The sequence below is a fragment of the Bradyrhizobium sp. RDM12 genome, from assembly GCF_051917485.1.
Taxonomy (GTDB): Bacteria; Pseudomonadota; Alphaproteobacteria; order Rhizobiales; family Xanthobacteraceae; genus Bradyrhizobium.
In genome coordinates this window covers 2,859,347-2,885,741 of record NZ_CM133064.1, presented here as the reverse complement: position 1 = coordinate 2,885,741, position 26,395 = coordinate 2,859,347, and the positions used below count along the sequence as shown (strand labels likewise).

The following is a 26,395-nucleotide window of genomic DNA, read 5'->3' as shown; positions in this document are numbered from 1 at the left end:
GTTGCGTCGCAACATCCATTTACCGAAAAAAGCCAGGCGCGCAGTCTCCACATCGTCATTGCGAGCGCAGCGAAGCAATCCAGAATCCCTCCGCGGAAAGACTCTGGATTGCTTCGCTGCGCTCGCAATGACGGAGTATGAGGCGGCAGTCTCGCTCTTTCAGTTTGCATTTTGAATTGCAGACACGCCTTCGCATCCTCGCGGCGTAATCGCCCGAGCTTTGCTTGATCACTCACCCTCTTGTCCAAGAGGGCGCAGGGAAGGCCGGGTGCCGACCTCGCACCCGCGGTCTGCTGCGCGAAACGTAGCACAGGAAAACCGCACAGCAGCATACAGGTGGCGCCAATCACTCGGCCTTCCCTGCGCAGTGGGTTGACGGCTTATGCCGTGCTCTCCCGGGAGCCGAGTTCCTTCTGGCCTCCCTCGCCCTGCGAATTGACGATGCACTTCACCCGTTTGGGCTCCCTGCACCTCCGCAAAGGCTTGACCGTAGCGACGACGGCCAAGACCACACGGTTTTGCCGTACGCACGCTCGCCTGATGCCACAGGGTCTCGCAGCAGTGTGCACACGCGCCGCAAGAATGTTGGCGAGACGAACTAACAGCGCCGCTCATCCACACGCGGTTTCGGACTCACAGGGACTACCCGCCCTGCCCGCACCCCTCGTGCCGACGCTGCCGCGTCCACCGCAAGCCCGACTCGCAATCAGTGACGACGTACGATCGCCCCTCAAGGATGAGCCGGGATGGACGACACATACGCCATTTCCGAATTTCGGTAAAGTGGAATATTTTCGCCAACGCGGGTTGACAGCCCTTGCAGCTGTTTTGCCCGTCGCCCGGGCATCCCGACCTGATCACGCGACGTGCGCCGCTACTGCCCGCCAGATCCGCCCTGCACGATCTTCTCGTTCAGCTTCTGGTCGACGGTATCGACCGTGCGGTCGATCTCGGCATTGGGCGCGCCGATCTGATGCGAGATCAACTTCACCAGAAGGTCGACGCGCTCGATGAACGGCGCACCGCTGGCCACGGCCCGCGCCGCGGACGACGGCTTGAGCAGGCTTTCGGCGGCCTTGGCGTATTTCGCAAACGGCACCTGGTCCTGCGGATCGGCGCCGAGGCGGCGGGCGATGGCATCGACGTGGTCGTAGATCGTCTGCGACCGCGCGAGATCGCCGTGCACGGCGTCGCGGATCGACTGCGGCTCGTGCGGGGTGATGCAGCGGTAGTTGCCGGTGAGCAGCATCGACCATTTCGCCAGCGGCACGAACAGCGAGTCAAACACCTTGAGCTTTACCGGCACGTCCTGGCCCGCGAGCGTCACCGCGTCGATGTCCGCCTCGAGCTCGCGCAGCACCTTGTTGTGCTTCTCGTCGGCGAAGGCCGAGGCCTTGAAATTCGTGGGCAGGCCGACATGCAGCACGTTCGCCGCCTCTTCCGGCGGACGGAAGGCCTGCGGATCGGGCGAGCACAGCGTCACCAGCCCCGGCTCGAACCGCTCCCACACCTGCGCATTGGTGTAGGCCTCCTCGAGATCCATGTCGGCGAGCGCCGGAATGCGCTTGAGATAAGGCAGCGGCGGCATGTTCATGATCGAGAGGCACGGCAGCTTCGCCGCGGCGATCTTGGCCATGAGCATGCGAACCGTGTGGTTGGTGTATTGCGGCTCCTGCATCGCAAGGCCGACGAGATCGTAACGGGAGACGTCGACATTCTGCGGCGTGACCGCGTCGAGCTTGCCGGGCAGGTCGCGCGAGGAGATCGCCCGGTGCACGGCCTCGTCGCGCAGCTTGATGCGCACCTCGGTCCCGTCGCGGTTGATCAGCTCCGCGGTCTTGGCGCGGCAGACCAGGGTCACGTTGTGCCCGGCCATCAGCAGCTTGGTGCCTAGCAGCGAGCCGTAGGAAGCTCCCAGAATCAGAACGTTACGCGCCATGTTCGTTCCCTCGACATCCGCGGATGTGTCGGCCGCATCTAAGGCAAACCCGCCAGGCATGGCAACTGGGATAATGCATACAAGGACGCACTGGATATTCCGCATCCCGGAAGGTCCGACGGCCGGGTTGCTCTCAAGCGACTGCTGTTTTGCCGAAATTTGAAATCCTCGACGATTCGGGCCACGCGCCGGCATGCACGTCCACGGCTTTCAGATCTCGACTGAAATCCACCGTGGGCAATCCGGCGCGATGGGTCCTGTTTCGCTCGACGCATCCCGATCCGATTGGTAAGCCGCTGTCCGCGAATGGAAGGGCCTGAGTCGGACATGACGGTTGCGATCGAGATGGGGTTGACCACGGCGGGCGCCGCGGCGGCCATGGACCTCGAGGAACTCCTGGCGACCCGTCTCCTGGTGCAGGGCAATTCCGGCTCCGGCAAGTCGCATCTGTTGCGGCGCCTGCTCGAGCAGAGCGCGCCCTGGGTGCAGCAGGCCATCATCGACCCCGAAGGCGATTTCGTCACGCTGGCCGAGCACTTCGGCCATCTGGTGATCGAGGCCGAGGATCACACCGAGCGCGGCCTTCAGGTCGCAGGCGAACGCGTCCGGCTGCATCGGGTCTCCACCGTGCTCAATCTCGAAGGGCTGGATGCCGAGAACCAGATGCGGCGCGCGGCCGCCTTCCTCGGCGGCCTGTTCGACGTGGAACGCGACCATTGGTACCCGATGCTGGTGGTGGTCGACGAGGCACAGCTGTTTGCGCCGGCGGTCGCGGGCGAAGTGTCCGACGAAGCGCGCAAACTTTCGCTCGGCGCCATGACCAATCTGATGTGCCGCGGCCGCAAGCGCGGCCTCGCCGGCATCATCGCGACCCAGCGCCTGGCAAAGCTCGCCAAGAACGTCGCGGCCGAGGCCTCGAACTTCCTGATGGGCCGGACCTTCCTCGACATCGACATGGCGCGCGCCGCCGATCTGCTCGGCATGGAGCGGCGGCAGGCTGAAGCCTTCCGCGATCTCGAACGCGGACAATTCCTGGCGCTGGGCCCTGCGCTGTCACGCCGTCCGCTGCGGCTGAACATCGGCCCGACCGCGACCTCCCCGCGCAATTCGACGCCGCGGCTGCTGCCGATGCCGGAAGCGGCGCTGGAGGATGCCCGCGCCGTGATCCTCGCCGCGCCGCCCCTGGAGACAACCCGCGCACAGCGCCGGCCGGCGCCTGATCTGCTCGAGCAGCTCCGCGCGGCCAAGGCAGCGGCGCCCGAGGTCAGCCTCGAGGTGGTCGAGGTCCCGGTCAGTGCCGAAGAGCTCGCAGATCGGCGCGAGCGCGTGGATCGGACGTTGCGTGCCGTGCTGGCTGCGCCCGATGCCGGCTTCCGCGCCATTGGCGTGCTCTATCAGGAATTCGTAGTCCGCTGCCGCATCGAGGGTCTTGGCGCGGCGGTGCCCGACCTCGGCGAATTCCGCCGCATGCTGACACATGCGCGTGCCGGCCTCGGCGCTGATATCGCCGAGGACGATGCCTGGCAGGAGGTGACGCTGCGCGCCTCGATCCTGCCCGACGACATGCAGGGCGTATTCATGATGATCGCCCGCGCCGCCAAGGAAGGCTGGCCCTGCCCCGGCGATGCCGCGATCGCGCGCGCCTATGGCTCGCATTCGCTGCGCCGGGCCCAGCGCCTGCTCGGCTATATGGAGGAGCAGGGCCTGATCGTCGTCCAGCTCGACGGCGGCGGACGCAGGTTCGTGACGCTGGTGGAATTGGCCTGGGCGACCGCCCCGGGCGATCCCAATGGCGACGATCAGCCCGTGGAGCCAGTGCCGAGCGCGGCGTCGGCTTAAATTTATGCACCACGAAGGTGGTGCGCTCCTCTCCCGCTCGCGCAGGGCTGTCCGGGGAAACTCAGGCATAGCAGAGCTCCATCTGGTCGGGTGATGTTCTGGATTGTCGACGGCTGGGGTTGATGGGAGGCGGCTTATCGATGGTTGCGATGGATCGGCGGGTAAACAGGAACTGGCCGACAAGTTGGGCCAGCCTGAGGGGAAGCATTTTGATGCAGTTGGCCCGCGCAGCGATGCGTAGCAGCAGGTAGGCAATCATCGCAGCAAGCACTTGCAGGCGGATCGCATTATCGTTGGTGCCGAGGAACTTGCGGATGTCGAGATGCTGCTTGATCCAGCGGAATAGGAGTTCGATCTGCCACCGGCACTTGTAGAGGCCGGCGATCTCGACGGCCGTTCGGGTCATATCGTTGGTGAGAAGCGTGATCACGCCGCCGTTCTCCGGCCTGACCTTGATGCGCCGCAGCGGTATTGGCAGCCGCGAGTCGCCCTTGCTGGTGAGCTTCACCTCGTCATCGGCGATGACCTTGAAGCCGTCGCCCTTGCACTTGCGATTAGTGCATCCCTTGATCTTGCGAAGACGCATGCTCGTCTTCGCCCGGGTGACGAAAAAGGCCTTGTTGTCATTGATCTTCTTCCACCAGTCGAAGCGGCAATATCCCTTGTCGAACACGTACGTTGTGCCGGCCTGGATAGGGACATGGCGACCGATCTCGATGTCATTGACGTTCGCATCTGTCACCTCGACGCACTTCGGGACATCGCCTTTGGGATCGTAGACCACGTGCAGCTTCATGCCACGGATGCGCCCGTTCCACGTCGCCCAAGTGCAAACCTTGCCAAGCGGGATCGGACTGGCGTCGATCAGTCGCACCATCTCCTGGCCTTCGCTCCGCAACTGCCGGCTCGCCATCGCCGACAGTCTGGCAAAAGTTTGCGTAAAAACGCCGGGCGGGCGGCGGGCATTGGCATCCGACAGCGTCGAGCGCGACAACGTGCCGGTGCCCAGATGATAGTGGTGCTGGGGATTGGCGTTGAAGCCGGTCACCACGGCGCGCAGGCTGTTGTTCCCGCTCAACTGCGCATAGATCAGCGTCACCAGGTGATCCCAGCTCTTGAACGACTTGTCATAGGCATCCCCGTCCAGACGATCCACAGCCGTCTGGAACTGCCGCCGATCGATCGGTTCAAGCAGCCTACTAAAGATGCTATCACGAAATCGCAAGCTCGGCCTTCTGTGTCTCGACAACCAGAAAAAACCGATTTGCCTCGGTTTTGCCGAGCATGCACCGCGACACAGTGAATCATTCCCCGGACAGCCCTGCCGCTCGCGGGAGAGGGTTGGGGAGAGGGTCTCTCCACAGTGGGACTCCCCAAGAGGAGAAAGCCCTCACCCGCGCCTTCGGCGCGACCTCTCCTGCAAGCAAGCGGGAGAGGTTACGGAGCCTGCGGCACTAGAACGTCCCAGCCACGGTCAGACGAAACGTCAACGGCTCGACCGGGTGCAGCACGTAGTCCATCACGCCGTTCTGGCAGACAGCGGCAGGCGCCACGCCGCCGATGCAGAGATTGGTGAGCGTATCGGTCTTGAGCAGCGAACCATAGGCGTAGGTGATCTGGTTTGCATGCGTGTCGAAGAGATTGAGCACGTCGAGCTGGATGCGCCAGCCATTGTCGGCGCGATAGCCGAGGCGGCCATTGAAGATGCTGGTCGCTGACGAGCGGAACGCATTGTCTTCGGTCAGCGGGCTCGCCGCCAGATAACGCCAGCGCAAACCACCGAACCAACCGGTTTGTTCGCCGAGCGTGATACCGGCGGAGGCGACCATCGGCGGCGCATTCGGAATGTAGTTGCCGGGCGAGTTGCCGATCTGCGCCTCCGGATAGCCGGCGAGCGAAGCGTAGACCGCGGCCTGCTCATCGTCAGTGCCGCGAAACCGCGCATGCGTCATCGCGAGATCGGCGTCGATGTCGATCCAGGATTTCGGGCGATAATGGTTGGTCCATTCGAAGCCATAGCGGCGGCTGGCCCGCGTCGCCTCGGTGTCGCCGGCATCACCGGAGAACAGGATCTCGGAATCCTGGTCGAGGATGAAGACGCTGAACGACGAGTCGAGGCCGGGAATAACTTTGGTGCGAACGCCGACCTCCGCGCCGCGCGTGCGCGCCAAGAGCGGCGACGGCGAGATTTTGTGGCGGGATCGCTCGGGTCTTCCGTCGTGGTCGCGCCGCGGGCGTCGTTCGAATGCATGCCATAGCCTGCACCGAGGAAGAATTCGGTCTGGTTGAAAGGGCCCAGCACCATCCTGAATTTGGGGCTGCCGAGCGAGGCATCGACGCGCCCGGAATTGCTCGCGTTGAACAGCGAGGTCACGTCGGCCGCGTAGTAGTCACCGCGCCAGCCCACCGTGGTCCGGAGCCAGTCGGTCCAGCGCACGGTGTTTTCGGCAAAGATTCCAACGCTGCCCTCGCCGGCCTTGTCGCTGCGAACATTGGACAGGAAGCCGCGCTGGAAGGTGTTGGTCAGCGCCAGATCGATCGCATCATAGCGCGATTGCAGGCCAAAGGTGGTCTGCATCGGCAGGCCCGCGAACGAGCCGTTCAGCGTGCGCGACATATTGGCGCCGGCCATCAGGCGGTCGTCGTGCTGATGAAACTGGTCGCCGAGTGCGGGATCGCCGAGAAAGTAGGTGAAGTTGTTGAAGAGGTCGAGTTGGCTCTTCACGATGTAAGCGTTGGCCTTCCAGGAGCCGAGATCGTCGCTCTGCGCGACGCGGCCCGACAGCGCGAAGCGGTTGGTGTCGCCGCCGTCGCTCGGATCCTCCGAGCCGAAGCGGTCGAGCAAACCGCTCGTGATCGCGCGCTGCGGCACCTGGTCGGTGGAATTCCATTTGTTGGCATAGGCCATGCCGGTGACGGAAATGCCGTCGATCGCGGTGCCCCGGGTGTAGCGCAGGAGGCCGTTGAGCTTCCGCACCTTGTCCGGATTGTCCCACGGGCCGTTATAGGCGCCGATCTCGCCGGCCGCGAGCAGCGAACCGCCGCCGACTTTGGCGGAGTCCATACCGAGCAGCCGGCGATAGCCAAAACTGCCAACGGTGACCTGCGCCAGGTCGCTTTCGGTGCGGTCAACCAGGCCGATATGGATGCTGCCGACCGAAGCGAAATCGCCTTCGTCGGCAAAATATGGCCCCTTGCGCACATCCATCGCGCCGATGGTTTCCGGGATCAGCCAGTTCAGGTCCGCATAGCCCTGGCCATGCGCGTGGGTACGCATGTTGACGGGAACGTCATCGACGGTGATGGCGAGATCGGTGCCGTGGTCGAGATTGTAGCCGCGCAGAAAATACTGGTTGGCTTTGCCCTCGCCGGAATGCTGGGTGACGATCAGGCCTGGAACTGCTTCGAGAGCTTCGCCCGGCCGCGTGAAGATGCGCGCATTGAGCGCCTCGCCGGAGATGGTGAGCTCGCTCGCCATGCTTGGTGCGCCTTTGGCGCCGGAGGCGATGCCTGCAGAAGCAGGCGTCGGCGGGGCGACGGCATGGCGGGGCGCCGCTGCGGGCCTGACAGTGGGTCGCGGCGTGGACGACTTCTTGCGATGCGGCGCCTCGCCGCCGCTAATTTGGATCGGCGGCAGTTCGGTCTGCGCGAAGGCATTGCGGTCAGCGGCGACAAAGACGAAGGCCGGGAGCGCCGCGAGAACGACGCAACCGCGGCCGGGTTCAGGCCGCCTCGGTCGCATCGAGACCATCTGGCGTCGCGGCGCGCGCATCTGCGAACATGCGGCGGTAGAGCAGGCTTGAGACGAGCCAGGCAATCACGAACAGCGCGATCACCGCGAAGCCGACATTCGCGAGCGACTCGTTGAGGGCATCGACCAGCGCCCACACGCCGCCGGAAAGCGAAAGCCGGTCGGCGAGAAGGCCAAGCGCCTCGATGCCGCCGATGAACAGCGCGACCGCGACTGACGCGCCGGTGATGGTGAGGTTGTACCAGAGCTTTCGCATGGGATCGACGAAGGCCCAGCGATAGGCGCTCACCATCAGCGCGGAATCGGCGCTGTCGACCAGCGCCATGCCCGATGCGAACAGCGCAGGGAAGACCAGGATATCGGCGAGCGACGCGCCGCGCGCCGCTTCGGTGGCGGAGATGCTGAGCAGGCCGATCTCGGTCGCGGTGTCGAAGCCGAGCCCGAACAGCAATCCGAGCGGGAACATGTGCCAGGGTTTTGTCACCAGGCGGAACATCGGGCCGAGCAGGCGGGCGAGAAATCCGCGATTGGCAAGCAGCGCGTCGAGCCCGGCCGCGTCATGAACGCCCTGCTCGCGCGCCGCGCGAAACGCTCGCCACAGCCCGGCGAAGATGGCGAGGTTGATGGCGGCAATGACGAGCAGGAACAGCGCCGACACCGAGGTGCCGATCAGGCTGCCGAGATTCTTGAGCAGGCTGTCGCCGCCAAGGCTGACGACGCCCAGCGCGAGCAGCACGGTCGCGATCACAACAACAGTGGAATGGCCGAGCGCGAAATAGAGGCCGACACTGCGCGGCGTATCGCCTGTCTGCATCAGCTTGCCCACGACATTGTCGATCGCGGCGATGTGATCAGCATCGACGGCGTGGCGCAGGCCGAACACCCAGGCCAGCAGCGCGGTCGCCATCACCGCGGGCCGGTCGCCGAACGCCAGAAAAGCCAAGGCCCATGCGGCAATATTTGCGGCGACGAGCCCGCCGAACAGCAGCACCAATCCGGGCTGGGCCGCCCGCAAAGACTTCGTCACGAAACTCATCCCGCCGCGCGCCTCGTTGCGTCAACGGTATGATCTTTCCATAGAATGATCATACGGACCAGTGCAATCCCGCGCGATCGGGACGATTTTCGTGCATGCCCGCCTACGCCGCCTCCGAGCCGCCGAGATAGGCGTCGCGCACGCGGGGATCGTCCTTCAGCACGCGCGCTGATCCCGACAGCACGATCCTGCCGGTCTGGAGCACATAGGCTTCGTGCGCGATCTCGAGTGCGAGGCTGGCGTTCTGCTCGACCATGAAGACCGAGACGCCCTCCTGGTTGATGGTGCGGATCAGCTCCAGCACGCGATCGACATAGAGCGGCGACAGGCCCATGGTCGGCTCGTCCATCACGATCATGCGCGGACGGCCCATCAGCGCGCGCGCCATCGCGACCATCTGCTGCTCGCCGCCGGACAAGGAGCCCGCGCGCTGCGACAGCCGCTGCCCGAGCTTCGGGAACAACGTCAGCATCTTATCGAGATCCTGCGCAATCGCCTCGCGATCATTGCGCACGAAAGCGCCCATCAAAATGTTCTCGCGGACGCTCATATCCCCGAACAACCGCCGCGCCTCCGGCACCGAGGCGATGCCGCGGCGGACGATCTGCGGCGTGGTCAGCCCGATCAGCGAGGCGCCGTCGAACGTCACCTCGCCCGAGCGCGGCTTCACAAGGCCCAGGATGATCTTCATCGTCGTCGATTTGCCGCTGGCATTGCCGCCGAGCAGGCAGGCGATGTGGCCGCGGCCGACCCTGATCGACAGGTCGAAATGCACCTGGGCCTGGCCATAGAAGGTGTTGACATCAGTCAGCGCCAGCAGCGTTTCGGGTGCGCTCGTGGTCATGCCGCGCTCTCCTGTTCCGCCGTTCCCGACAGGCCGTGACCGAGATAGGCCTCGATCACCTTGGGATCGTTGCGCACATCTTCGCCGGGCCCTTCCGCGATCTTCTTGCCCTCGTCCATGACGATGACGCGGTCGGACAGGCGCATCACCATCTCCAGCTTGTGCTCGATCAGAAGGATAGTCAGCCCTTCCGCCTTCAATTCGGCGATGAGGCCCTGCATCTCCGCGGTCTCGCTCGGATTCATGCCGGCGGTCGGCTCGTCCAGCAACAGCAGGCGCGGCTTCAGCGCCAGCGCACGCGCGATCTCAACGCGGCGGCGGTTGGCGTAGGACAGGCTGTAGGCGGGCTGGTCGATCCGCGGCAGCAGCCGCTCGCCGAAGCGGGCGAGAATGGTTTTGACCTCTTCGCGCAGCCACTCTTCCTCGGCCTTGACGCTGGAGGGACGGAGCAGCGCGAGCCCCAATTCGAACAACGGGCCGATCACGGGCACAGCCGGCCTGACCGCGCGCAGCCGAGTGTGCGCGCCGATCAGGACATTGTCCATCACGCTGAGATTGCCGAAAACGCGGCCAAGCTGGAACGTGCGCGCGATGCCGCGGGCGGCCAGCCGTTCCGGCGAGAGGCCAGTGATGTCCTGTCCCTCGAACCGAACCTCGCCCGCATCGGGCCGATCGAGCCCGGTCACGAGATTGAACAGCGTGGTCTTGCCGGCGCCGTTCGGGCCGATGATGCTGACGAGCCCGCCCGTGGCGAGATCGAGATCGATGCCGTCCACGGCTGTCAGTCCGCCGAAGCGGCGGGTCAAGCCGCGCAGGGACAACAGCGGTGCATGCGCCTCCGCCATCAGATCGTCCCCAACAGGCCCTGCGGCCTGAACCGGACCAGCAGCAGCAGCACGATGCCGTAGATCAGGATGCGATACTCCGCCGCGATCCGGAACACCTCCGGCAGGCCGACCAGCGCGACCGCGCCAACGATGGCTCCGACGACATTGCCGAGACCGCCGAGGATCACGACGGTCAGCGCCAGAATGGACTGCTGGGTGTTGAAGGTCTCGTGGTTGATGTAGGAATAAAGATGCGCGGCGATACCGCCGCTGATGCCGGCGGCGAACCCGCCGAAGATGAAGGCCAGCGACTTGTAGCGGTTCAGGCTGAGGCCATAGGCGCGTGCGGCGATATCGTCGTCGCGGATGGCGCGGAAGCTGCGGCCAAGATGCGATGAGAGCAGACGCGTCTGGAGCAACGCCAGCGCGACCATCACGGCAAAGCTGAACCAGTACACGGACGTGGGGCTGATCAGATCGTAGCCGAACAGCGACAGCGGCGGGATGCCGGAGATGCCGATCGGGCCGCGGGTGACGCTTTCCCAGTTCAAGATCACCAGCGACACGATCTCGCCGATGGCGAGGGTTGCGATCGAGACGTAATGCCCGCGCAGCCGGAACGACGGCGAGATCAGGATCGTGCCGAGCGCGGCACTCATCAGGCCGCCGGCGATGATCGCGAGGCCGACGGGAACGGCCAATGTCAGCGAGAGCAGCGCCGACGTATAGGCGCCGATCGCGAGCAGCGCGGCGTGCCCCAGCGAAACCTGTCCGATCGTGCCGGCAACCAGCGTAAGACTCAGCGCAAGCATGCCGAGCAGCCAGGCGTTGATCAGGGTCTGGAGCACGTAGAAGGACACCGGAAGCACCGGCAGGACCGCGAACGCCGCGAGCGCGGCCAGCAAGGCCCAGCGCGGAATGCGCACCGGCCGGCTCGGCGCGATGAACGTGCCGGTGAGCGGTTCGGGCGGTGCTTGCCGGGCGCTGGCAAACAGGCCGTTCGGCCGCAGCACCAGCACGACGACCAGCAGCAGGAACGCGAACAGATTGCGGTAGCTGGTCCCGAACACGGCGACGCCGTAGCTTTCGACCAGTCCCAGCAGCATGCTGCCGACAACAGCACCGGGCACGTTGCCGGCGCCGCCGACCACCTCGGCGACGACGCCCTTCAGCGTCGCCTGCAGGCTCATCGCGGTGTCGATCTGGTTGTAATACATGCCGACCAGCAGGCCGGAGACGCCGCCCAACGCAGCCGCAATGCCGAACACCGCCTGATTGACGCGGTTGACATCGACGCCCATCTGCATCGCGGCGTCGCGGTCCTGCGAGGCCGCGCGCACCGCCCAGCCGAGCTTGCTGTAACGCAGGAACACGAACAGCGAGAGCGCGCTGGAGATGCCGACACCGGCGATGAGGAGATCAAGCGGCCCGATCGTGCCGCCGCCGACCTGGAAGCGCACGTCCGGCAACTGGCTCGGCAGCGCGCGCGGATTGGGCGAAAAGGTCAGCATCACCAGCTGATCGAGCACGAAGCTGATGCCGATCGTCGCCAGCAACGGTGCGATGCGCACCGAGTTCTGCAGCGGCCGCAGGCCGAACCGCTCGATGATCAGCCCGACCAGCGCAGCCACCACCGCGACGAAGATGATGGTGAGCGGCAGCGGCGTATGCAGCTGCACAACCGCGACCCAGCCGATATAGGCGCCGACGAGATAGATCGATCCCTGCGCAAAGTTGATCAGCCGGCTGACGCCGAAGATCAGCGCGAGCCCGACCGCAACGAGGGCGTAGACATTGCCGACGATCAGCCCGTTGATGGTGTAGTCGAGCCAGGAAGACACGCGAAGGTCCCAATGAGAGAAAAGCGGCCGAAGCTGGCGCCCCGGCCATCATGTCAGGTCGGCTTGCCGTCCCAAAGCGCGAACTGGCCCTTGCGCACGACGAGTTCGGCATTCATCGCACCCTTGACGCGGCGGCTGGCGACGTCGAACGTCGCAGTGCCGAAAATGACGCTCGGGACGTCCTTCACTTTGGCAAAGGCGTCGCGGATGGCCTTGCGATCGGTGCCGCCGATCTTCACCACGGCGGCCGCCATGTTCATCGCGTCATAGGCGTAGGCGTTGAAGGCATCGGGCTCGACCCCATTGTACTTCTTCTTGAAGCCGGCGATGAATTTCTGCACCTCGGGACGCGGATCCTCAGGGAAGTAGCGCGTACCGACATGGACGTCCTCGACGGCGTCGCCGCCGAGTTCGAGGAATTTCGGCGAGTAGACCGAGCTCGCGGCGCAGATCGTCTGCTTCAACCCGACCTGGCGCGCCTGGCGCGCGATCAGCGCCCCGTCCGAATAATAGGAGATCAGGATCAGGCCGTCCGGATTGGCGTCGCGCACGCGGACCAGCGTGGAGCGGAAGTCGCGCTCCTCGGCGATATAGCCTTCGGTGACGACGATCTCCGCGCCATATTCCTTGGCGGCGTTGTTGAAGTAATCGCGGCTGGTGCGGCCCCAGTCGGTGTTGAGGTGCAGCACAGCGAGCTTCTTCAGGCCAAGCTTCTTCACGGCATAGGCCGCCAGCAGCGGCTGCTCGTCGGCCTGGCTGACCGACGTGCTCCACATGAAGTCACCGCCCTTGGTGAAATCGGGGTGCGAATTGGTGAAGCCGAACTGCACGAGGCCGCCACGCTGATAGATCGGCGAGGCCGCCATCGAGGCGGGGCTGGAGAAATCGCCGAGCTCCATGACGATGCGGGGATCGGAGACGAATTTCTGCGCGATCGCCACCGACTGGCGCGGGTCGCTCTGGCTGTCCTCGAAGCTGTAGGCGAGCTTGCGGCCGTTGATGCCGCCGCCGGCCAGGATCTCGTCGAGCGCGAGATCAAAGCCTTGCTTCCATTGCGCGCCATATTGCGCGTTCGGTCCCGTGAGGGGACCGCTGACGCCGAGCAGGATCGGCTCGGCGCTGTCGGCAAAGGCGGCGCGCGAAAGCGCCGTTCCCGCGATTGCGGCGGCGAGCGAGCCCTTGACCAGGGTTCTGCGATTGATGTTGCTCATGCGAGGCTCCATCCTGTCAGGTGTTACAAACAAGCAGCAGTTCTTGTGCCGGTGAGACCGGCTATTTCGAGGGCTCGCCGAGCGACAGCATCAGCCGGTTCGCCCAGTTGAAGAACGAGGCGCCGTTGATGACGTCGACGATCTCGGCATCGTCGAGACCGGCGCGGCGCAGCTCCGCGATGTTATCAGGACCGAACGCAATCGGCGTCGATGCCAGCGCCACCGACGCCTTGACCACGGCATTCCAGCGCTCGCCGAGATCGGCGCTGACGCCTTCGTCGAGCAGCTTCTGCACGTCGTCGCGGCGCTTGGAATAGGTGCTGGCGAAGCGCGCATGCACCGAGGCGCAATAGATGCAGCCATTGTAGCGCGAGGTCGCAGCCGCCGCGAGCTCACGCTCGGCGCGCGGCAGGCCGTCGGTTGTGTTGTAGAAGATGTCCTTGTCGGTCTTGGTGCGGGCTTCCAGCACCTCGGGATCGCGCACCAGCAGGCGGAAATATTCCGACTTGGCGCGGGCGCGATCGACAAGGCCGGCGAAATGCCGCTCGGTGAGCTCGGCCTCGGGCAACGGCTCGATCCAGGAGACCCAGCCGAGTTCATCCTGGGTGAAAACGACGGGCGGATTGACGGTGGCGCTCATGATGCGGTCTCCTCCTATGCGCTCGCCGCGGCGAGCGTGCGCAAGCCGCTGACGACCCGCACCTGAAACGACAGGAACGCGACGAGTTGGGAGAAGGTGACGATGCCGGTGTTCGACCAGTCGGCGGCCAGCAACGCCTTCATGTCGGTGGACGCCGCATCGCGCGGCCGGAACACCAGGAGATGCGCGTGCTCGAGCGCCGCGACGAGCCTGGTACCGAGAACGGACTTGCTCGCTGCACTCACGCGGTAAATGAGACCGGCTGTGTTCTCGACGGACAGTGGACCCGCCGGAAACGAGCCATACGGACCCGAGGTCTTGCCCCGCGCGATCTCGGCATCGATCGCTTGAAGCAGGTCCGCGCCACCCGCGGTCGCTGCAAGCTTCTCGCGATAGAAGGTGGCAACGGGGGACTCGCCATGGAGCCCGGTCACGAAGGCCGCGACCGCGGCGCGTTCGAGCAGCGAGACGTCGCCGGCGTCGATCGGCTCGAACAGCGAGAGATAGCTCTTCTGCGCGTTCTCGCGCGCCTGCAGGCGCCGTGCGCGAATGGCGTCAAGCGCCGATCCCGGCTTGATCCCGGCGAGCGTATCGATGATGTCAGGCGTACTCATCATAAGGCCTCGTACAATCCAAAAACTAGCCTGCCAGCGCCACGCCGGGCGCCGTCCGGCTCCACCCCAGCGCCGGTGCGACCTTGTCGGCCACCAGCTCGATCGAGCGCAGGACATAGGGGTGCGGCGCATCGACCGAGTGAACCTGGAACACCAGATCGGTCACGCGCTCCAGCGTGGCGTCGGTTCGCAGCGAGGCAATGACCTCGTCGGCGCCGCCGACATGGGTGTCGAACGCCGTGATCATCTCGTCCAGCGTCTCGCCGGGAGGAAGGTGACCGCTCTTCATGAACTGCGGCAGCGCACGGCGCAGCCCGATATCGGCGAGCCGCAGGGCCTCGCGATGATCGTCGGCAACGAACACGCTGCGCGACGCCATGATGCGCGGCTCGGCGCCCGACGGCAGCGCCGCCAGATAGGCGTCGATGATCGGGTTCTGGATCTCGGCAAGCGTGGCTTTTGGCGCGTCCTTGGCCCGCGGCTGGGTACGCGAGAGCAGCAGGCCGTCTCCAGCCTTGCCGGCGCGGGCGCCGCCTGCCACCGAAAATGTTGCCTGCCAGATGCGCTTGTCCAATTGCGGCCGCTGCGGATAGAGCGTGTCGCCGCCGTCGAGCGGCTTGCCGGTGAGCGCCTTGCGGACGATCTCCAGATTGCGCGCAAAGATCTCGTTACGCTCTGTGCCGTCGAGGCCAAAGGCCGCGAAGGCGGACAGGTTGCCGCCGGTACCGACCCCGAGCTCGAACCGGCCGTTGCAGAGCAGATCAAGCACCGCCGCGTCTTCCGCCACCCGCACGGCGCTCTCCAGCGGCAGGGTGACGATGCCGGTGCCGAGGCGAATGCGCGAGGTTTGGGCCGCGACATAGCCGAGGAAGGTGAAGGGCGACGGCAGTCCGCCCTCGCGCTCGTGAAAATGGTGCTGCGCGATCCACGCGGAATCGAGACCGGCCTTCTCGGCCCGCACGATCTGCTCGGCGGCGAAGCGATACCGCTCCGCCGGCGGGGCTTCATCGAGCAGCCGCGTGAAAAATCCCAGGCGTTTCAGGTTTGCAAAGCGTTTCATACGACCCCTGTCGGGCGAGGATGGCCACGGCCCCGATGATGTCGGTTGCCGTGGCCCGAGACAAGCAGACAATGCGCAAGGCTGCCCGCCGGGATCGGTCTCCTGCGCTGGACCTCGGCGAGGCAGATTGCCTACCAGCTCGGCAGCACCGCGCCCTTGAACTTGGTGAGGATGAACTCCTTCACCTCGGGCGTGTGATAGCTGTCGACCAGGGTCTTGACCCAGGGCTTGTCCTTGTCGGCGCTGCGCACCGCGATCAGGTTGACATAGGGGCCCTTGGGGTCCTCGCGCAGGATCGGATCCTTGACGGGATCGAGGCCCGCCTGGGTTGCATAATTGGTGTTGATCGCGGCCGCGTCGACGTCGTCGAGCGCGCGCGGCGCCTGCGCCGCATCGACCTCGATAAACTTCAGCTTCTTGGGATTCTCGGTGATGTCGAGCACGGTCGGCCTGAAGCCGACGCCCTCCTTCAGCTTGATCACACCCTTGTCGCGGAGCAGCAGCAGCACGCGGCCCCCATTGGTCGGATCGTTGGAATCGAGATCTTGCCGCCCTCGGGAATGTCGGCAAAGGCCTTGTGCTTCTTCGAATAGACGCCGATCGGGAAATTCACGGTGAGGCCGACCTGTTCGATCTTGTAGCCGCGGTCGGCCTTCTGGTTGTCGAGATAAAGCTGGTTCTGGAACGAATTGGCCTGGATGTCGCCGGAATCGAGCGCCGCATTCGGCACCACATAGTCGGAGAACTCGATGAGCTGGATGTCGAGCCCCTGCTTGGCGGCAACCGGCTTCACCGCCTCGAAGATCTGCGCGTGCGGGCCCGGCGTTACGCCGATCTTGATGGTCTCGGCACCTGCTGCCGCCGACCAAGCGGCGAGCACGGTTGCGAGGATCAGGGCGGGGCGAAGCGACATCTTGGTCTCCATAACTCAGCGGCAATGATTGGAACCGTATTCGCTTCTCCGCCAAGCGAAATCAATGAAATGGAAATCCATATTTCCCGCCTGCGCCGAACAACGCTTCTCCATTTCGGCGGCAAATGAGAAACGAACTGCCTTGGCGACAAGCGCAAGGTGTATCACGGCAAACTCGCGTCGAGAACGCGAGAATGGCGGCACGATCCCCAAGGAGATCCGCCATGACCGCCCTTGCCGCCCTGAAGTTCGCCGCGCTGAACCGTCCGTGATGGCAGTCCGGCGCCACCAGCATCCGCTGATCGGCGTTACCCGCGCGGCGCGGCGCGCCAGGTCGAGGGCGACAGCATGATCAGCACGCAGATCACGGCATAGGCGGCGAGCGACGCCGTTACCATGACGGCGAGCCCGGTCATTCCCGCGCCGAAATACGCAACCGCAATCCAGCCGCCCCCTGCTGCGATCAGGATGCGCGCCACCGCGGACAGCAGCGGACCCATCGCCCGTCCCGTGCCTTGCGCTGCGAAGGACGTGACGAAGCCGAAGCCCAGCGCGGCATAGGCTGGTGCCACGATACGCAGGTACGCCATGCCTTCGTTCACGACGTCGGCGTCGTGGCTGAAAAGAGATAGCCAGGCTGCCGGAAAGATCGCGACCAGCAGACCGATCGAGCCGGTCATGATCAGGCCGGCGGCGCCGCTGACCCAGCCGATCCTTTGCGCCCGCGCGGTCTGTCCTGCGCCCATGTTGACGCCCACCATGGTCAGGGTGGCCGTGCTGATGCCGAACAGCAGCGGGATCATGATGTAGTCGAGCCGCGAGGCGATGCCGTAGCCGGCGAGCGCGGAGGTGCCGAACAGGCCAACCGCGCCGGTGACGAGGATGACGGTGACGTTGGTCAGCACGGCATTGAACGCGGTCGGGATGCCGACCTTCAACATGTCGCCGAAGATCTTTGCGCGCAGCGGCACGATATGGAGCCTCAGGCCTGATGCGCCCGAAGACATATAGCGCAGCAGGAACAGCATGGCCGCCCCGTAATAGAGGCCGAAGGCAATGCCGGCGCCCCCGATGCCGAGACTTGGGACAGGTCCGAAGCCGAAGATCAGCAGCGGCGAGACCGGAATCGTAACGATCGCGCCGATTAGCGTCACCAGCGCCGGCACCTTGACGTTGCCGGAGCCGCGCAGCGCGGCCGCCTGGAGGTTGACGATCCAGACGGAATCGCGCCAGCAAACAGATAACTCGAATAGGTGATGGCCGCGTCGAGCGCGCCGTCGCGGCCGCCGAGCGCGTGGAACAGCGCCGGGCCGCCGAAGTGCACGCCGAGCGTGAACAGCGCGCCTGCGATGATCGCAAGCACGATGGCGTGGAACAGTGCCGCATCCGCATCGTCGCGGCGGCCTGCGCCGACCGCGCGCGCCACCGACGAGGCGACGCCGGAGCCGAATCCGCCGTTCGACATCATGGTCATCAGCATGAAGATCGGAAACACCAGCGCCGCACCGGCCAGCGCATCGGTGCCGAGATAGCCGACACAATAGGCCTCGGCGATGTTGACCGCGGTCTGCGCCACCAGGACGGTCACGGTCGGCAGCGCGAGCTTGAGCAGCGTCGGCAGGATCGGTGCCGTCAGGAGCGCGACGCGCCGCTGATCGGCGGATGTTGGCGCGCTGCGGGGCGCAACCGCGCTGCGCCCCGGGGCTTCCATTGCGGGCAAAGACGGTGCGGCGACGTCCTCGACTGACATTCCTGAGGTCCTGTTGTCTTTCGGGGCTGCCGCCGGCGCGTCACCCATTGCATTACGCTTATAATTCTTTATTATGATCGTAATGCAATAGCAAGTCGCTCACGATCCTGTGGCCGGTACTTCCAGGCAGGCAGACAGGAGGAGTTAGGCCCATGCGCTATGACAAGGGACACAAGGACGAAACCCGCCGGCACATCCTCGATGTCGCCTCGGCGCAGTTCCGCGAGAGCGGAATAGCCGCAGTCGGCCTCGCCGGCATCATGTCAGAGGCGGGCCTCACCAACGGCGCCTTCTATTCGCACTTCGCCTCCAAGGAGGATCTGGTGCGGGAAGTGCTGACCGATGCGCTCACCCGGCGCGAAGAGCGGCACAAGGCCAATCTGGAAAACGGCATCGCGCTCGAGACCACGATCCGCGACTATCTCTCGGCACGGCACCGCGACCGCGCCGCCACCGGCTGCCCGGCCGCCGCGCTGGTCGCCGAGATCGCGCGGCATCCAAAGGCGACACGCGATGCCTTCACCGGCAAGGTCGCCGACATCATCGTGCTGATGGCGGAGCAGATCAGGCAGGGCACCGCGAAGGAGCGTCGGCGCAAAGCGACCACGATCTATGCGACCATGATCGGCGCATTGCAATTGTCACGGGCGGTCAATGACAAGCAATTGTCCGAAGAGATCCTGGACAATACGGTAGAGGCCGCGGTCGCCATTGCCAATGGGCAATAGTTCGGACTGATCGCTAGGCTTTTTCCGACGATTGTTTCCTGCTCGACAGCCGCTTTGCGGCTTCTCGCCAGTTCTGGAATGTCACGTAGAGCATCGGCACCAGAAAAATGCCGATCGAACTCGCCGCGAGCATGCCCCCGAACACCGCCGTGCCGACGGCCCTGCGGCTAATCTCGGCGGCGCCGGTCGCGACCACCAACGGCACCAGACCGAGGATGAAGGCGATCGAAGTCATCATGACGGCACGAAAGCGCATCTGCGAGCCCAACACCGCCGCGTCCACCACCGACCGACCGGCTTCGCGCTGCTCCTTGGCGAACTCGACGATCAGGATGCCGTTCTTGGCCGCGAGGGCGATCAGCACCACGAGGCCGATCTGGCCGTAGAGATCGAGATTGAGGCCGGCAACCTTGATGGCGAGATAGGAGCCGAGCACGCCGACCGTAACCGCCAGCAGCACCGGCACCGGGATGGTCCAACTCTCGTACAGCGCCACCAGGAAGAGATAGGCGAACAGCACCGCGAGGCCGAGGATGATCCCGGTCTGCCCGGAGGCGGCCTGCTCCTGATAGGCCGTCCCGGTCCACTCATAGGAGTAGCCGGCCGGCAAGGTCGATTTCGACAACTCCTCCATGGCCGCAATCGCCGTTCCCGAGGAGACGCCGGCCGCTGGCCCGCCATTGATCGTCACCGAGCGATAGTTGTTGTAGCGGGTGATGACCTGCGGTCCGGTAACGATCCTCAGGCTCGCGATTGAACGGATAGGCACCATCTCGCCGGTCGCATTGCGCACATAGATCTGCCAGATATCAGGAATGTCGCCGCGATTGCCGGCCTCGCCCTGCACGTTGACCTGCCAGGTGCGGCCAAACAAATTGAAGTTGTTGACGTAGATGCCGCCGAGCGTGGCCTGAAGCGCCGTGAAAACGTCGCTCATGTTGAGGCCGAGGGCCTGGGCCTTGGCCCGATCGATGTCGAGAAAGATCGACGGGTTGGTCGCGGTGAAGGTCGAGAACACACGGGTCAGCCGCGGATCTCGGTTGGCGGCGCCGACCAGCCCGCCCATCGCACTGCCGAGCGCGGCCGGATCCTGACCTTCGAGCGCGTCGAGCTGATACTCGAATCCGCCCGAGGTCGACAGACCTATGATCGGAGGCAGGTTAAACGGCAGGATGTTGGCCTGACGAATTTGCGCGCCCTCCACGAATGTCCGCCGGATCGTGGCCTGCACTGTATCGGTTGCCGCCTGACGATCCGCGAACGGCTTCATACGCGCGACGATGAAGGCTGCGTTCGGCTCGTTGCCGCCGTCGAGCAACGAGAAGCCGATGATCGCGAGCACGTGGTCGATCTGGGGCATCTTTTTCAGCAGGTCCTCAACCTGCTTGGCGACCTGGCTGGTGCGTGCCACCGAGGCGCCGTCGGGCAATTGCACGGCGATGAAGAACGCCCCCTGATCTTCCTCGGGCAGGAATCCCGTCGGCGTAATCTTCGCGACGCCGAAAATGCCGCCGGCGAACACCAGCACCGCAACCAGCGACAACACGGACACCCGCAGCAGCCGGCCCACGACGCCGGCATAGCGGTCGCGAACCCAGTCGATGCCGCCAAGCACGCGGCCCATGATGCCGTGGCGTGGCCCGGTATGGCGCAGGAACACCGCGCACAGCGCCGGCGACAAGGTCAATGCGTTCAGGGCGGAGATGACCATGGCCGCGCTGATCGTCACCGCGAATTGCCGGAACAGCGTTCCGGAGATGCCGGGAATAAAGGCGATCGGGACGAACACCGACAGCAGGACGAGCGAGATCGCAATGATCGGAGCCGTGATCTGGCTCATCGCCTTCTTGGTTGCGTCCGCGGGAGAGAGATCGGGCTCTTCCTCCATCACCCGTTCGACGTTCTCGACCACGACGATTGCATCGTCGACCACGATGCCGATCGCAAGCACCATCGCGAGCAGAGATACGGTATTGGCGGAGTAGCCGAGCGCAAGCAGCACGGCAAAGGCGCCAATCAGGCTGACCGGCACCGCAACCGCAGGAATGATCGTCGCGCGCAAATTCCCGAGAAACAGGAACACGACGATCACAACGAGAACGAAGGCCTCGCCGAGCGTCTTCAGCACCTCCTTGACCGTGTCGGACACGAAGGTCGTGGAGTCGTACTGGACGAGATAGCTCAGGCCCGGCGGAAAGCGGGCCGACGCCTTGGTCAAGGTATCCTGCACCGCTTTCGCCGTCGTCACCGCGTTGGCGCCCGGCGCCAGATAGATGCCGATTGGCACACCGGGATTACCGTCGATGCGGGATTCGCTGTCCATGTTCTGGGCGCCGATCTCGACCCGGGCAACATCCTTAATGCGCAGCACCGATCCGTCCGTGTTGGCCCGCAGCACGATGTTGCCGAACTGGGTCGAGGTCGTGAGGCGCCCCTGCGTCTGCACGTTGAACTGGAATTGCTGCTCGTCGCTGATCGGGCGTGCGCCAATACGGCCGACCGGAGCCTGAACGCTTTGCGCGCGGATTGCCGCAACTACGTCGGAGGGTGCGAGATTGAGGCTGGTCAAGCGTTGCGTATCGAACCAGATCCGCATCGAATAATTCAGTCTGGCAAACAGCGTCGCCTGGCCGACGCCCGGCGTCCGTGAGATCGCGTCCAGCACGTTGATGATTGCATAATTGGTGATGAACAGCGGGTCCTGCGCACCGTTGTTGCTGTAAAGCACGAGGAACTGAAGCACCGCGGAGGATTTTTTCTGCACGGTCAGGCCCTGTGCCTGGACCTCCGTCGGAAGCTGCGCAAGCGCGCTCTGCACCCGGTTGTTGACGTTGACCGTATTGATGTCTGGATTGCTGCCGAGCGCAAACGACACGGTCAGCGTATAGCTGCCGTCGTTGCCGCTGGTCGACTTCATATAGAGCATCTTGTCGACGCCGACGACTTGCGCCTCGAGCGGCTGCGCGACACTGGACTCCACGACCTCGGCCGACGCGCCGGGGAAATTGGCGCTGACGGTCACTTGCGGCGGCACGATATCGGGGAATTGCGCCACCGGAATCTGCAGCAGCGCGAGCGCGCCCGCAATCGTGATCACGAACGCGATGACGATCGCAAGCCGCGGGCGGTCGACGAAGACGGACGAGATCATGGGGCATTGCCCTTCGGCTTCGGCCCAATGCCGTTGCTGGCCTTCTGGCCGCCGGCATCGTCCGCAGTCGCCTTCATGCTGGATTGCAACAATGCGCTCGCCGGGCCGGGCGATACAGGCTGTCCTACCCGCACCCGCTGGAGACCTTCGACGATGACTTTTTCACCAAGCTTGAGGCCAGACGTAATCGAGGCGACGGTCGAGGTGGACTGTCCAAGCTGAACACGCCGCTGCTCGGCCTTGTTGTCGTCACCGACCACGTAGACGTAATCACCCTGCTGGTCGGAGAGCACCGCCGCGCGGGGAATCGCCAAAACCTCGACCGGTTCGACGCCCTCCAGAAGGACCGTGACAAACTCATTATCGGTCAGTTCGCGTACGGAGCCCTGGGTCGAAGACCGCTCATAGAGTGGCGGATTTGGAATCGTGCCGCGCAGCGCGATTGTATCGGTATTCTGGGCGATGGTGTTGTTGACGAAATCGAGCTGGCCGGTCTGCTCGTAAAGGCGACCGTCCGACAATCGGATCCGGATCACAACCGCCTTGAACCCGCCGCGCGTCACATAGCGGTCGCGCAAGGTCAGGGCCTCGCGCACGGACACCGGGAAGACCACGTACATCGGATCCTGACTGACGATTGTGGTCAGCACGCCCGAACTCGGCGAAACGACGTTGCCCTGCGTCACCGCCGTGCGGCCGATCATGCCGTCAACCGGCGACCGGATCTGGGTGTAATCGAGGTTGATTTGCGACAGATCGACCTGCGCCTGTGCGCCCTGGACCTGGGCTTCGAGGCTTTGCTGATTGGCGACCGCAGCATCGTAAGTCGACTGCTGGCCCGCCGGGCCGCCCAACAATGTCCTTGCACGTTCCGTCGTCAGCTTGGCGTTGGCGAGCGTCGCCTGCAACTGGGCGACTTGGGCCTTCTTGGCCGCAAGGTCCGCCTCGAACGGGCCACGCTCAAGTTCGTACAGCAAATCGCCGGTCTTTACCTCGGCGCCCTCGACAAAATTGCGCTTCTCCAGGAAGGCGGTCACGCGGGCAACCACGCTGACGCGATTTGGCGATTCGATGCGCCCCAAAAACTCGTTCGATTGGGTAACGGGCCGATTGACCGTTTCCATCACGCCAACCGCCGGTGGCGCGGCTTGGCCCGTCTGCGCCTTCGCCGGGCTGAGCACACCTAGCGAGGCCATTCCGATCACGACAGCACCGGCAACCCGATTGATCGTCATCTTCGTGCTCATGCCGCCGTGACTCCCGGTCTAACCGGGAGACATGCTCGCAAACCGCCGGCAGGGACGCAATAGTCGGAAACGGGCTCGCGCGCCCAAGCTCCCGTTTCAAGGGCCGGTTCACTTTCTCGGGAACCGGTCCGGCGCGACTTAATTCACGGTTGGCGCGCATCGGCATCTCAGCCGATGAGCCTTTCCCGCGAGATAACAATTTGTCAAATTTCGTTGACTTTACTAGTCGGAGAGGCGCGGCGAAGCACCCAAATCTCAGGCGGCATTTTGCGCGGGTGAACTTTGGCAATGAATCTCTCGCCGTTGCAACACAGCGAAACTTGATATGCCCTCGACGGCCGGGTTAGCGTCTGCGCGCGTCCTTGCAACTTCCCCAAGTTCGCTGAGTTCGCACTGGACCGTCGCCTGAACCTGCTGTCAGGCGACGGTCCAGTTTCCTTCAACACGGTCTAATCAAGTCCCTCGACCGCCACCATGTGGCGCTCTGCAGTCCCAATGGTGTATTTGAGCGCCTCGGAATATTCGGGCGAGTTGTAGCATTTCACGGCGGCATCGAGGCTCGGGAAGCGCGCGACGATGCTGCGCTCGTAATTGCCGCCCTCGAGGATCACCTGCTTGCCGCCGCGCGCGAGAAACACGCCGCCATGCTTCTCGATCGCCGGCCCGGCGAGAGCGGCGTACTTCCCGTAAGTTTCGGGATCGGTCACGTGAACGCGTGCGCACCAATAGGCAGACATGGCTCTTCCTTTACGATTGGGAGGACGAAAGTGTGGGCGCGTCTGCGCCGCTGTGACGGTCGAAACCGTTCATGTGCTCCAGCACCGCGCAGATCGACGCCGTATCGCGCGCCGCAAAGCCGAGCGCCTCGCCGGCGTGATAGAGCTGTACAGCGGCTGCGTAGACCGGCAGCGTGCATCCGAGCTCGGTGGCGAAGCCTGAGATGATGGAGAGATCTTTTAGATGCGTTCGAATGGTCGCGGTCGGATTGTCGTAGTTCTCGTCGCGCATCAGCGGCCCGCGCATCTGGAACATGCGCGATGTCCCGGCGCTGTCGGCAAGCGTATCGTAGACCAGGCCGGGATCGATCCCGGCCTTCATGCCGAGCAGCATCGCTTCCGCTGCCGCGGCGTTGTGGATCGTCACCAGATGATTGGCAATGTATTTCATGATGCTGCCGGTGCCGAACCGGCCGAGATAAACCTGCCGCCGCGACATCCCGGCGAAGGCCGGCCCGCAGCGCTTGAACGCCAGCTCGTCGCCGCTGCCGAGGATCACGAGATCCCCGGTTGCGGCCTGCGCGCCGGTGCCGCTGACGGGGCAATCGAGCAAGATCTTGCCAGCGCTCTCCATCACGGCGCACGCCTCACGCTTGGCGGAGAGCGGCAGCGTCGAGCATTCAATCACAATCTGTCCAGAGCCACTCGCAGCGGCGACGCTGGCTGCGACCTCCGTGAGCGCAGCGCTGCCAGGCAGCGAAGCAAAGCTGATCGCGGCGGCCTCAACCACATCCTTCGGCGACGACAGCGCCTTGCCGCCCATGTCGGAAAGACGATCCCGTGCCGCCGGCACGGGATCGTAGCCGACCACGGCAAAGCCGGCCCTTATCAGGTTCCCCGCCATGGCGGAGCCCATGATTCCGATGCCGAGCATGCCGATCGTTTCAGTCATGACGTCTCGTTTCTTGTTTTGATGCGGAACCCGGCTTCAGTTCTGCGCGGCCTTCTGGGCATTGGCGAAGGGATAGACCAGATCGCCGGACTTGTACTTCGGCGGGAAGATGATCACTTCCTTGCCGGCCTGGGTGAACTGCTGGATATCGTTGCCCTTGATGTTGCGGAACTGCACCGCGAACATGCGCGGCTCGACCCACTCGCCGTCAGGACCGAAGGCGATATCGCCGACCACGGTCTGGAACGTGTTGCCGTGGATGTAGCTGATCAGCTTCTGCTGATCGACGCCGCCGGTCTTGGTCACGGCTTCGCCCAGGACCTGGAGCGCTGAATAGACGAACGCCGGCACGTAATAGCCGAGCGCGTCGACGCCGACCTCCGCCGCCTTGGCCTGGTACTTCTTCAGCATGTCCTCGATTCCCGGGAATTTGACGGTCGGCTCGGGGATATACTGTTCGAAGGAGACGACGCCATTCAGCGCCTCGCCGAGCTGCTGCTTGATCGCGGCATATTGGGTGCCGACCATGGCGCCGCCGAACACCTTTGGCTCGAGATTGATCTCGTGCGCCGTGCGGATGATGCCGACCGTATCGGACGGATAAGACGCGACGAACACCAGGTCGGGCGACGTCGCCTGCAGCGCCTTCAGCACCGGCGTGAAATTCACCGTCGTCGGCGGATAGACCTTGTCGTAGACGACGGTAAGGCCGAGCCGCTTGGCCTGCATGCGGGCGCCTTCCAGCGCATTTTTGGAGAATTCCGCATCCGCCCCGACCAACGCCACCGTGGTCGGCTTCGGATCCATCGCGATCGCATTCTCGAAGAAGCCGCGGGTCAGCGAGTCCTTGCCGTTCGGACCATAGGGCTGGATCTGGAAATAGCCGGGATATTTGAACTGCTCGTTGATGGCGAGCGCGAACATGCCCATGATCAGCCGCTTGTGCTGGATGATCGTCGGCATCGCCGGTGCGGTCTGGTTGGTGTTGTTCGACAGCAGCAGGTCGACCTTGTCGACGTCGAGCAGCTTGGAATAGATGCCGGGCACGAGCCCGGGATTGCTCTGGTCGTCATAAGGCACGAGCTCGACCCGCCGGCCAATCAGACCGCCGGCCTTGTTGACCTCGTCGGCCCAGATTTGCGCACCAAGCAGCGCGGCCTTGCCGTTGCCGGCGAGCGGTCCCGTCAATTGTATGCCGAAGCCGATCTTGATCGGATCCGCCGCGCGCGCGGTGCCGGTGAACGCACACGCGGCAATTATTGTCGAGAGCGCCAGCATGACGCCCCTCGAACCATTCAGCCGAAACATCCTCACGTCTTCCTCCCTGCTTTATATT

The 26,395-nt window shown here is 64.3% G+C and carries 17 protein-coding genes and 3 pseudogenes; 2 read left to right on the top strand and 18 right to left on the bottom strand.

The genetic code is table 11. The features are described from left to right. Nucleotides 1-874: 874 nt before the first annotated feature. Nucleotides 875-1,939, bottom strand: a complete 1,065-nt coding sequence (locus ACTGJ9_RS14030) for a ketopantoate reductase family protein (protein WP_456677521.1) — start codon at nt 1,937-1,939, stop codon at nt 875-877. A gap of 327 nt (nt 1,940-2,266) precedes the next feature. On the opposite strand from ACTGJ9_RS14030, the gene ACTGJ9_RS14025 reads away from it, so the two are divergent. Beyond that, nucleotides 2,267-3,778, top strand: coding sequence for a helicase HerA domain-containing protein (locus ACTGJ9_RS14025; protein WP_456677520.1), 1,512 nt, complete (start codon nt 2,267-2,269; stop codon nt 3,776-3,778). A gap of 61 nt (nt 3,779-3,839) precedes the next feature. On the opposite strand, the gene ACTGJ9_RS14020 is transcribed toward ACTGJ9_RS14025, so the two are convergent. The 12 genes and pseudogenes from ACTGJ9_RS14020 to ACTGJ9_RS13965 form a co-directional block, all read right to left on the bottom strand. Beyond that, nucleotides 3,840-5,003, bottom strand: a complete 1,164-nt coding sequence (locus ACTGJ9_RS14020) for an IS4 family transposase (RefSeq protein ID WP_456677519.1) — start codon at nt 5,001-5,003, stop codon at nt 3,840-3,842. A 229-nt stretch (nt 5,004-5,232) separates the two neighbouring features. Next, nucleotides 5,233-7,520 (bottom strand): annotated as a pseudogene (locus ACTGJ9_RS14015) (TonB-dependent receptor). Then, nucleotides 7,501-8,565, bottom strand: a complete 1,065-nt coding sequence (locus tag ACTGJ9_RS14010; protein WP_456677518.1) for a HoxN/HupN/NixA family nickel/cobalt transporter — start codon at nt 8,563-8,565, stop codon at nt 7,501-7,503. Before ACTGJ9_RS14010 ends, ACTGJ9_RS14015 begins: the two are co-directional and overlap by 20 nt. Nucleotides 8,566-8,668: 103 nt before the next feature. Then, on the bottom strand, nt 8,669-9,409 hold the full coding sequence (locus ACTGJ9_RS14005) for an ABC transporter ATP-binding protein (RefSeq protein WP_456677517.1): 741 nt from the start codon (nt 9,407-9,409) through the stop codon (nt 8,669-8,671). Further along, complete coding sequence (locus ACTGJ9_RS14000) at nt 9,406-10,254, bottom strand: ABC transporter ATP-binding protein (RefSeq protein WP_456677516.1); 849 nt, start codon at nt 10,252-10,254, stop codon at nt 9,406-9,408. The genes ACTGJ9_RS14005 and ACTGJ9_RS14000 overlap by 4 nt, the downstream gene beginning before the upstream one ends. Next, a complete protein-coding gene (locus ACTGJ9_RS13995) occupies nt 10,254-12,077 on the bottom strand; it encodes an ABC transporter permease (protein WP_456677515.1) in 1,824 nt (607 codons plus the stop codon). Before ACTGJ9_RS13995 ends, ACTGJ9_RS14000 begins: the two co-directional genes overlap by 1 nt. A gap of 53 nt (nt 12,078-12,130) precedes the next feature. Then, nucleotides 12,131-13,288 carry an ABC transporter substrate-binding protein gene (locus ACTGJ9_RS13990; RefSeq protein ID WP_456677514.1) on the bottom strand — a complete coding sequence of 386 codons (1,158 nt, stop codon included), beginning with the start codon at nt 13,286-13,288 and terminating at the stop codon, nt 12,131-12,133. A gap of 61 nt (nt 13,289-13,349) precedes the next feature. Continuing rightward, nucleotides 13,350-13,928, bottom strand: a complete 579-nt coding sequence (locus tag ACTGJ9_RS13985; protein ID WP_456677513.1) for an alkylhydroperoxidase domain protein — start codon at nt 13,926-13,928, stop codon at nt 13,350-13,352. Nucleotides 13,929-13,942: 14 nt separating this feature from the next. After that, nucleotides 13,943-14,542, bottom strand: coding sequence for a CMD domain protein (locus tag ACTGJ9_RS13980; protein ID WP_456678522.1), 600 nt, complete (start codon nt 14,540-14,542; stop codon nt 13,943-13,945). A 25-nt stretch (nt 14,543-14,567) separates the two neighbouring features. Next, entirely contained in the window at nt 14,568-15,602 is a 1,035-nt protein-coding gene (locus ACTGJ9_RS13975) for a putative FMN-dependent luciferase-like monooxygenase (RefSeq protein WP_456677512.1), read from the bottom strand. A 131-nt stretch (nt 15,603-15,733) separates the two neighbouring features. Continuing rightward, nucleotides 15,734-16,527: pseudogene (locus ACTGJ9_RS13970) on the bottom strand (MetQ/NlpA family ABC transporter substrate-binding protein). A gap of 296 nt (nt 16,528-16,823) precedes the next feature. Next, nucleotides 16,824-18,265 (bottom strand): annotated as a pseudogene (locus tag ACTGJ9_RS13965) (MATE family efflux transporter). Between the two features lie 152 nt (nt 18,266-18,417). Between ACTGJ9_RS13965 and ACTGJ9_RS13960 the strand changes: the two are divergent. Beyond that, complete coding sequence (locus tag ACTGJ9_RS13960; RefSeq protein ID WP_456677511.1) at nt 18,418-18,993, top strand: TetR family transcriptional regulator; 576 nt, start codon at nt 18,418-18,420, stop codon at nt 18,991-18,993. 13 nt (nt 18,994-19,006) lie between these two features. On the opposite strand, the gene ACTGJ9_RS13955 is transcribed toward ACTGJ9_RS13960, so the two are convergent. The 5 genes from ACTGJ9_RS13955 to ACTGJ9_RS13935 all read right to left on the bottom strand — a co-directional run bounded on the left by ACTGJ9_RS13955 (nt 19,007) and on the right by ACTGJ9_RS13935 (nt 26,367). Beyond that, nucleotides 19,007-22,144 carry an efflux RND transporter permease subunit gene (locus ACTGJ9_RS13955; RefSeq protein ID WP_456677510.1) on the bottom strand — a complete coding sequence of 1,046 codons (3,138 nt, stop codon included), beginning with the start codon at nt 22,142-22,144 and terminating at the stop codon, nt 19,007-19,009. Next, nucleotides 22,141-23,391 carry an efflux RND transporter periplasmic adaptor subunit gene (locus ACTGJ9_RS13950; RefSeq protein ID WP_456677509.1) on the bottom strand — a complete coding sequence of 417 codons (1,251 nt, stop codon included), beginning with the start codon at nt 23,389-23,391 and terminating at the stop codon, nt 22,141-22,143. The genes ACTGJ9_RS13955 and ACTGJ9_RS13950 overlap by 4 nt, the downstream gene beginning before the upstream one ends. A gap of 449 nt (nt 23,392-23,840) precedes the next feature. Continuing rightward, complete coding sequence (locus tag ACTGJ9_RS13945) at nt 23,841-24,128, bottom strand: DUF1330 domain-containing protein (protein WP_456677508.1); 288 nt, start codon at nt 24,126-24,128, stop codon at nt 23,841-23,843. Nucleotides 24,129-24,138: 10 nt separating this feature from the next. Then, the gene (locus ACTGJ9_RS13940; RefSeq protein ID WP_456677507.1) at nt 24,139-25,059 is read right to left on the bottom strand and encodes an NAD(P)-dependent oxidoreductase; all 921 of its coding nucleotides are present in this window, start codon (nt 25,057-25,059) and stop codon (nt 24,139-24,141) included. 36 nt (nt 25,060-25,095) lie between these two features. Beyond that, nucleotides 25,096-26,367: an amino acid ABC transporter substrate-binding protein gene (locus ACTGJ9_RS13935; protein WP_456677506.1), complete on the bottom strand. Its 1,272-nt coding sequence runs from the start codon at nt 26,365-26,367 to the stop codon at nt 25,096-25,098. Nucleotides 26,368-26,395 lie beyond the last annotated feature (28 nt).

Excerpts from the sequence above, each read along its gene's own strand:
- ACTGJ9_RS14030 (WP_456677521.1), bottom strand. The coding sequence starts at position 1,939 with ATGGCGCGTAACGTTCTGATTCTGGGAGCTTCCTACGGCTCGCTGCTA.
- ACTGJ9_RS14025 (WP_456677520.1), top strand. The coding sequence starts at position 2,267 with ATGACGGTTGCGATCGAGATGGGGTTGACCACGGCGGGCGCCGCGGCG.
- ACTGJ9_RS14010 (WP_456677518.1), bottom strand. The coding sequence starts at position 8,565 with ATGAGTTTCGTGACGAAGTCTTTGCGGGCGGCCCAGCCCGGATTGGTG.
- ACTGJ9_RS14005 (WP_456677517.1), bottom strand. The coding sequence starts at position 9,409 with ATGACCACGAGCGCACCCGAAACGCTGCTGGCGCTGACTGATGTCAAC.
- ACTGJ9_RS14000 (WP_456677516.1), bottom strand. The coding sequence starts at position 10,254 with ATGGCGGAGGCGCATGCACCGCTGTTGTCCCTGCGCGGCTTGACCCGC.
- ACTGJ9_RS13990 (WP_456677514.1), bottom strand. The coding sequence starts at position 13,288 with ATGAGCAACATCAATCGCAGAACCCTGGTCAAGGGCTCGCTCGCCGCC.
- ACTGJ9_RS13985 (WP_456677513.1), bottom strand. The coding sequence starts at position 13,928 with ATGAGCGCCACCGTCAATCCGCCCGTCGTTTTCACCCAGGATGAACTC.
- ACTGJ9_RS13980 (WP_456678522.1), bottom strand. The coding sequence starts at position 14,542 with ATGAGTACGCCTGACATCATCGATACGCTCGCCGGGATCAAGCCGGGA.
- ACTGJ9_RS13975 (WP_456677512.1), bottom strand. The coding sequence starts at position 15,602 with ATGAAACGCTTTGCAAACCTGAAACGCCTGGGATTTTTCACGCGGCTG.
- ACTGJ9_RS13960 (WP_456677511.1), top strand. The coding sequence starts at position 18,418 with ATGCGCTATGACAAGGGACACAAGGACGAAACCCGCCGGCACATCCTC.
- ACTGJ9_RS13955 (WP_456677510.1), bottom strand. The coding sequence starts at position 22,144 with ATGATCTCGTCCGTCTTCGTCGACCGCCCGCGGCTTGCGATCGTCATC.
- ACTGJ9_RS13950 (WP_456677509.1), bottom strand. The coding sequence starts at position 23,391 with ATGAGCACGAAGATGACGATCAATCGGGTTGCCGGTGCTGTCGTGATC.
- ACTGJ9_RS13945 (WP_456677508.1), bottom strand. The coding sequence starts at position 24,128 with ATGTCTGCCTATTGGTGCGCACGCGTTCACGTGACCGATCCCGAAACT.
- ACTGJ9_RS13940 (WP_456677507.1), bottom strand. The coding sequence starts at position 25,059 with ATGACTGAAACGATCGGCATGCTCGGCATCGGAATCATGGGCTCCGCC.
- ACTGJ9_RS13935 (WP_456677506.1), bottom strand. The coding sequence starts at position 26,367 with ATGTTTCGGCTGAATGGTTCGAGGGGCGTCATGCTGGCGCTCTCGACA.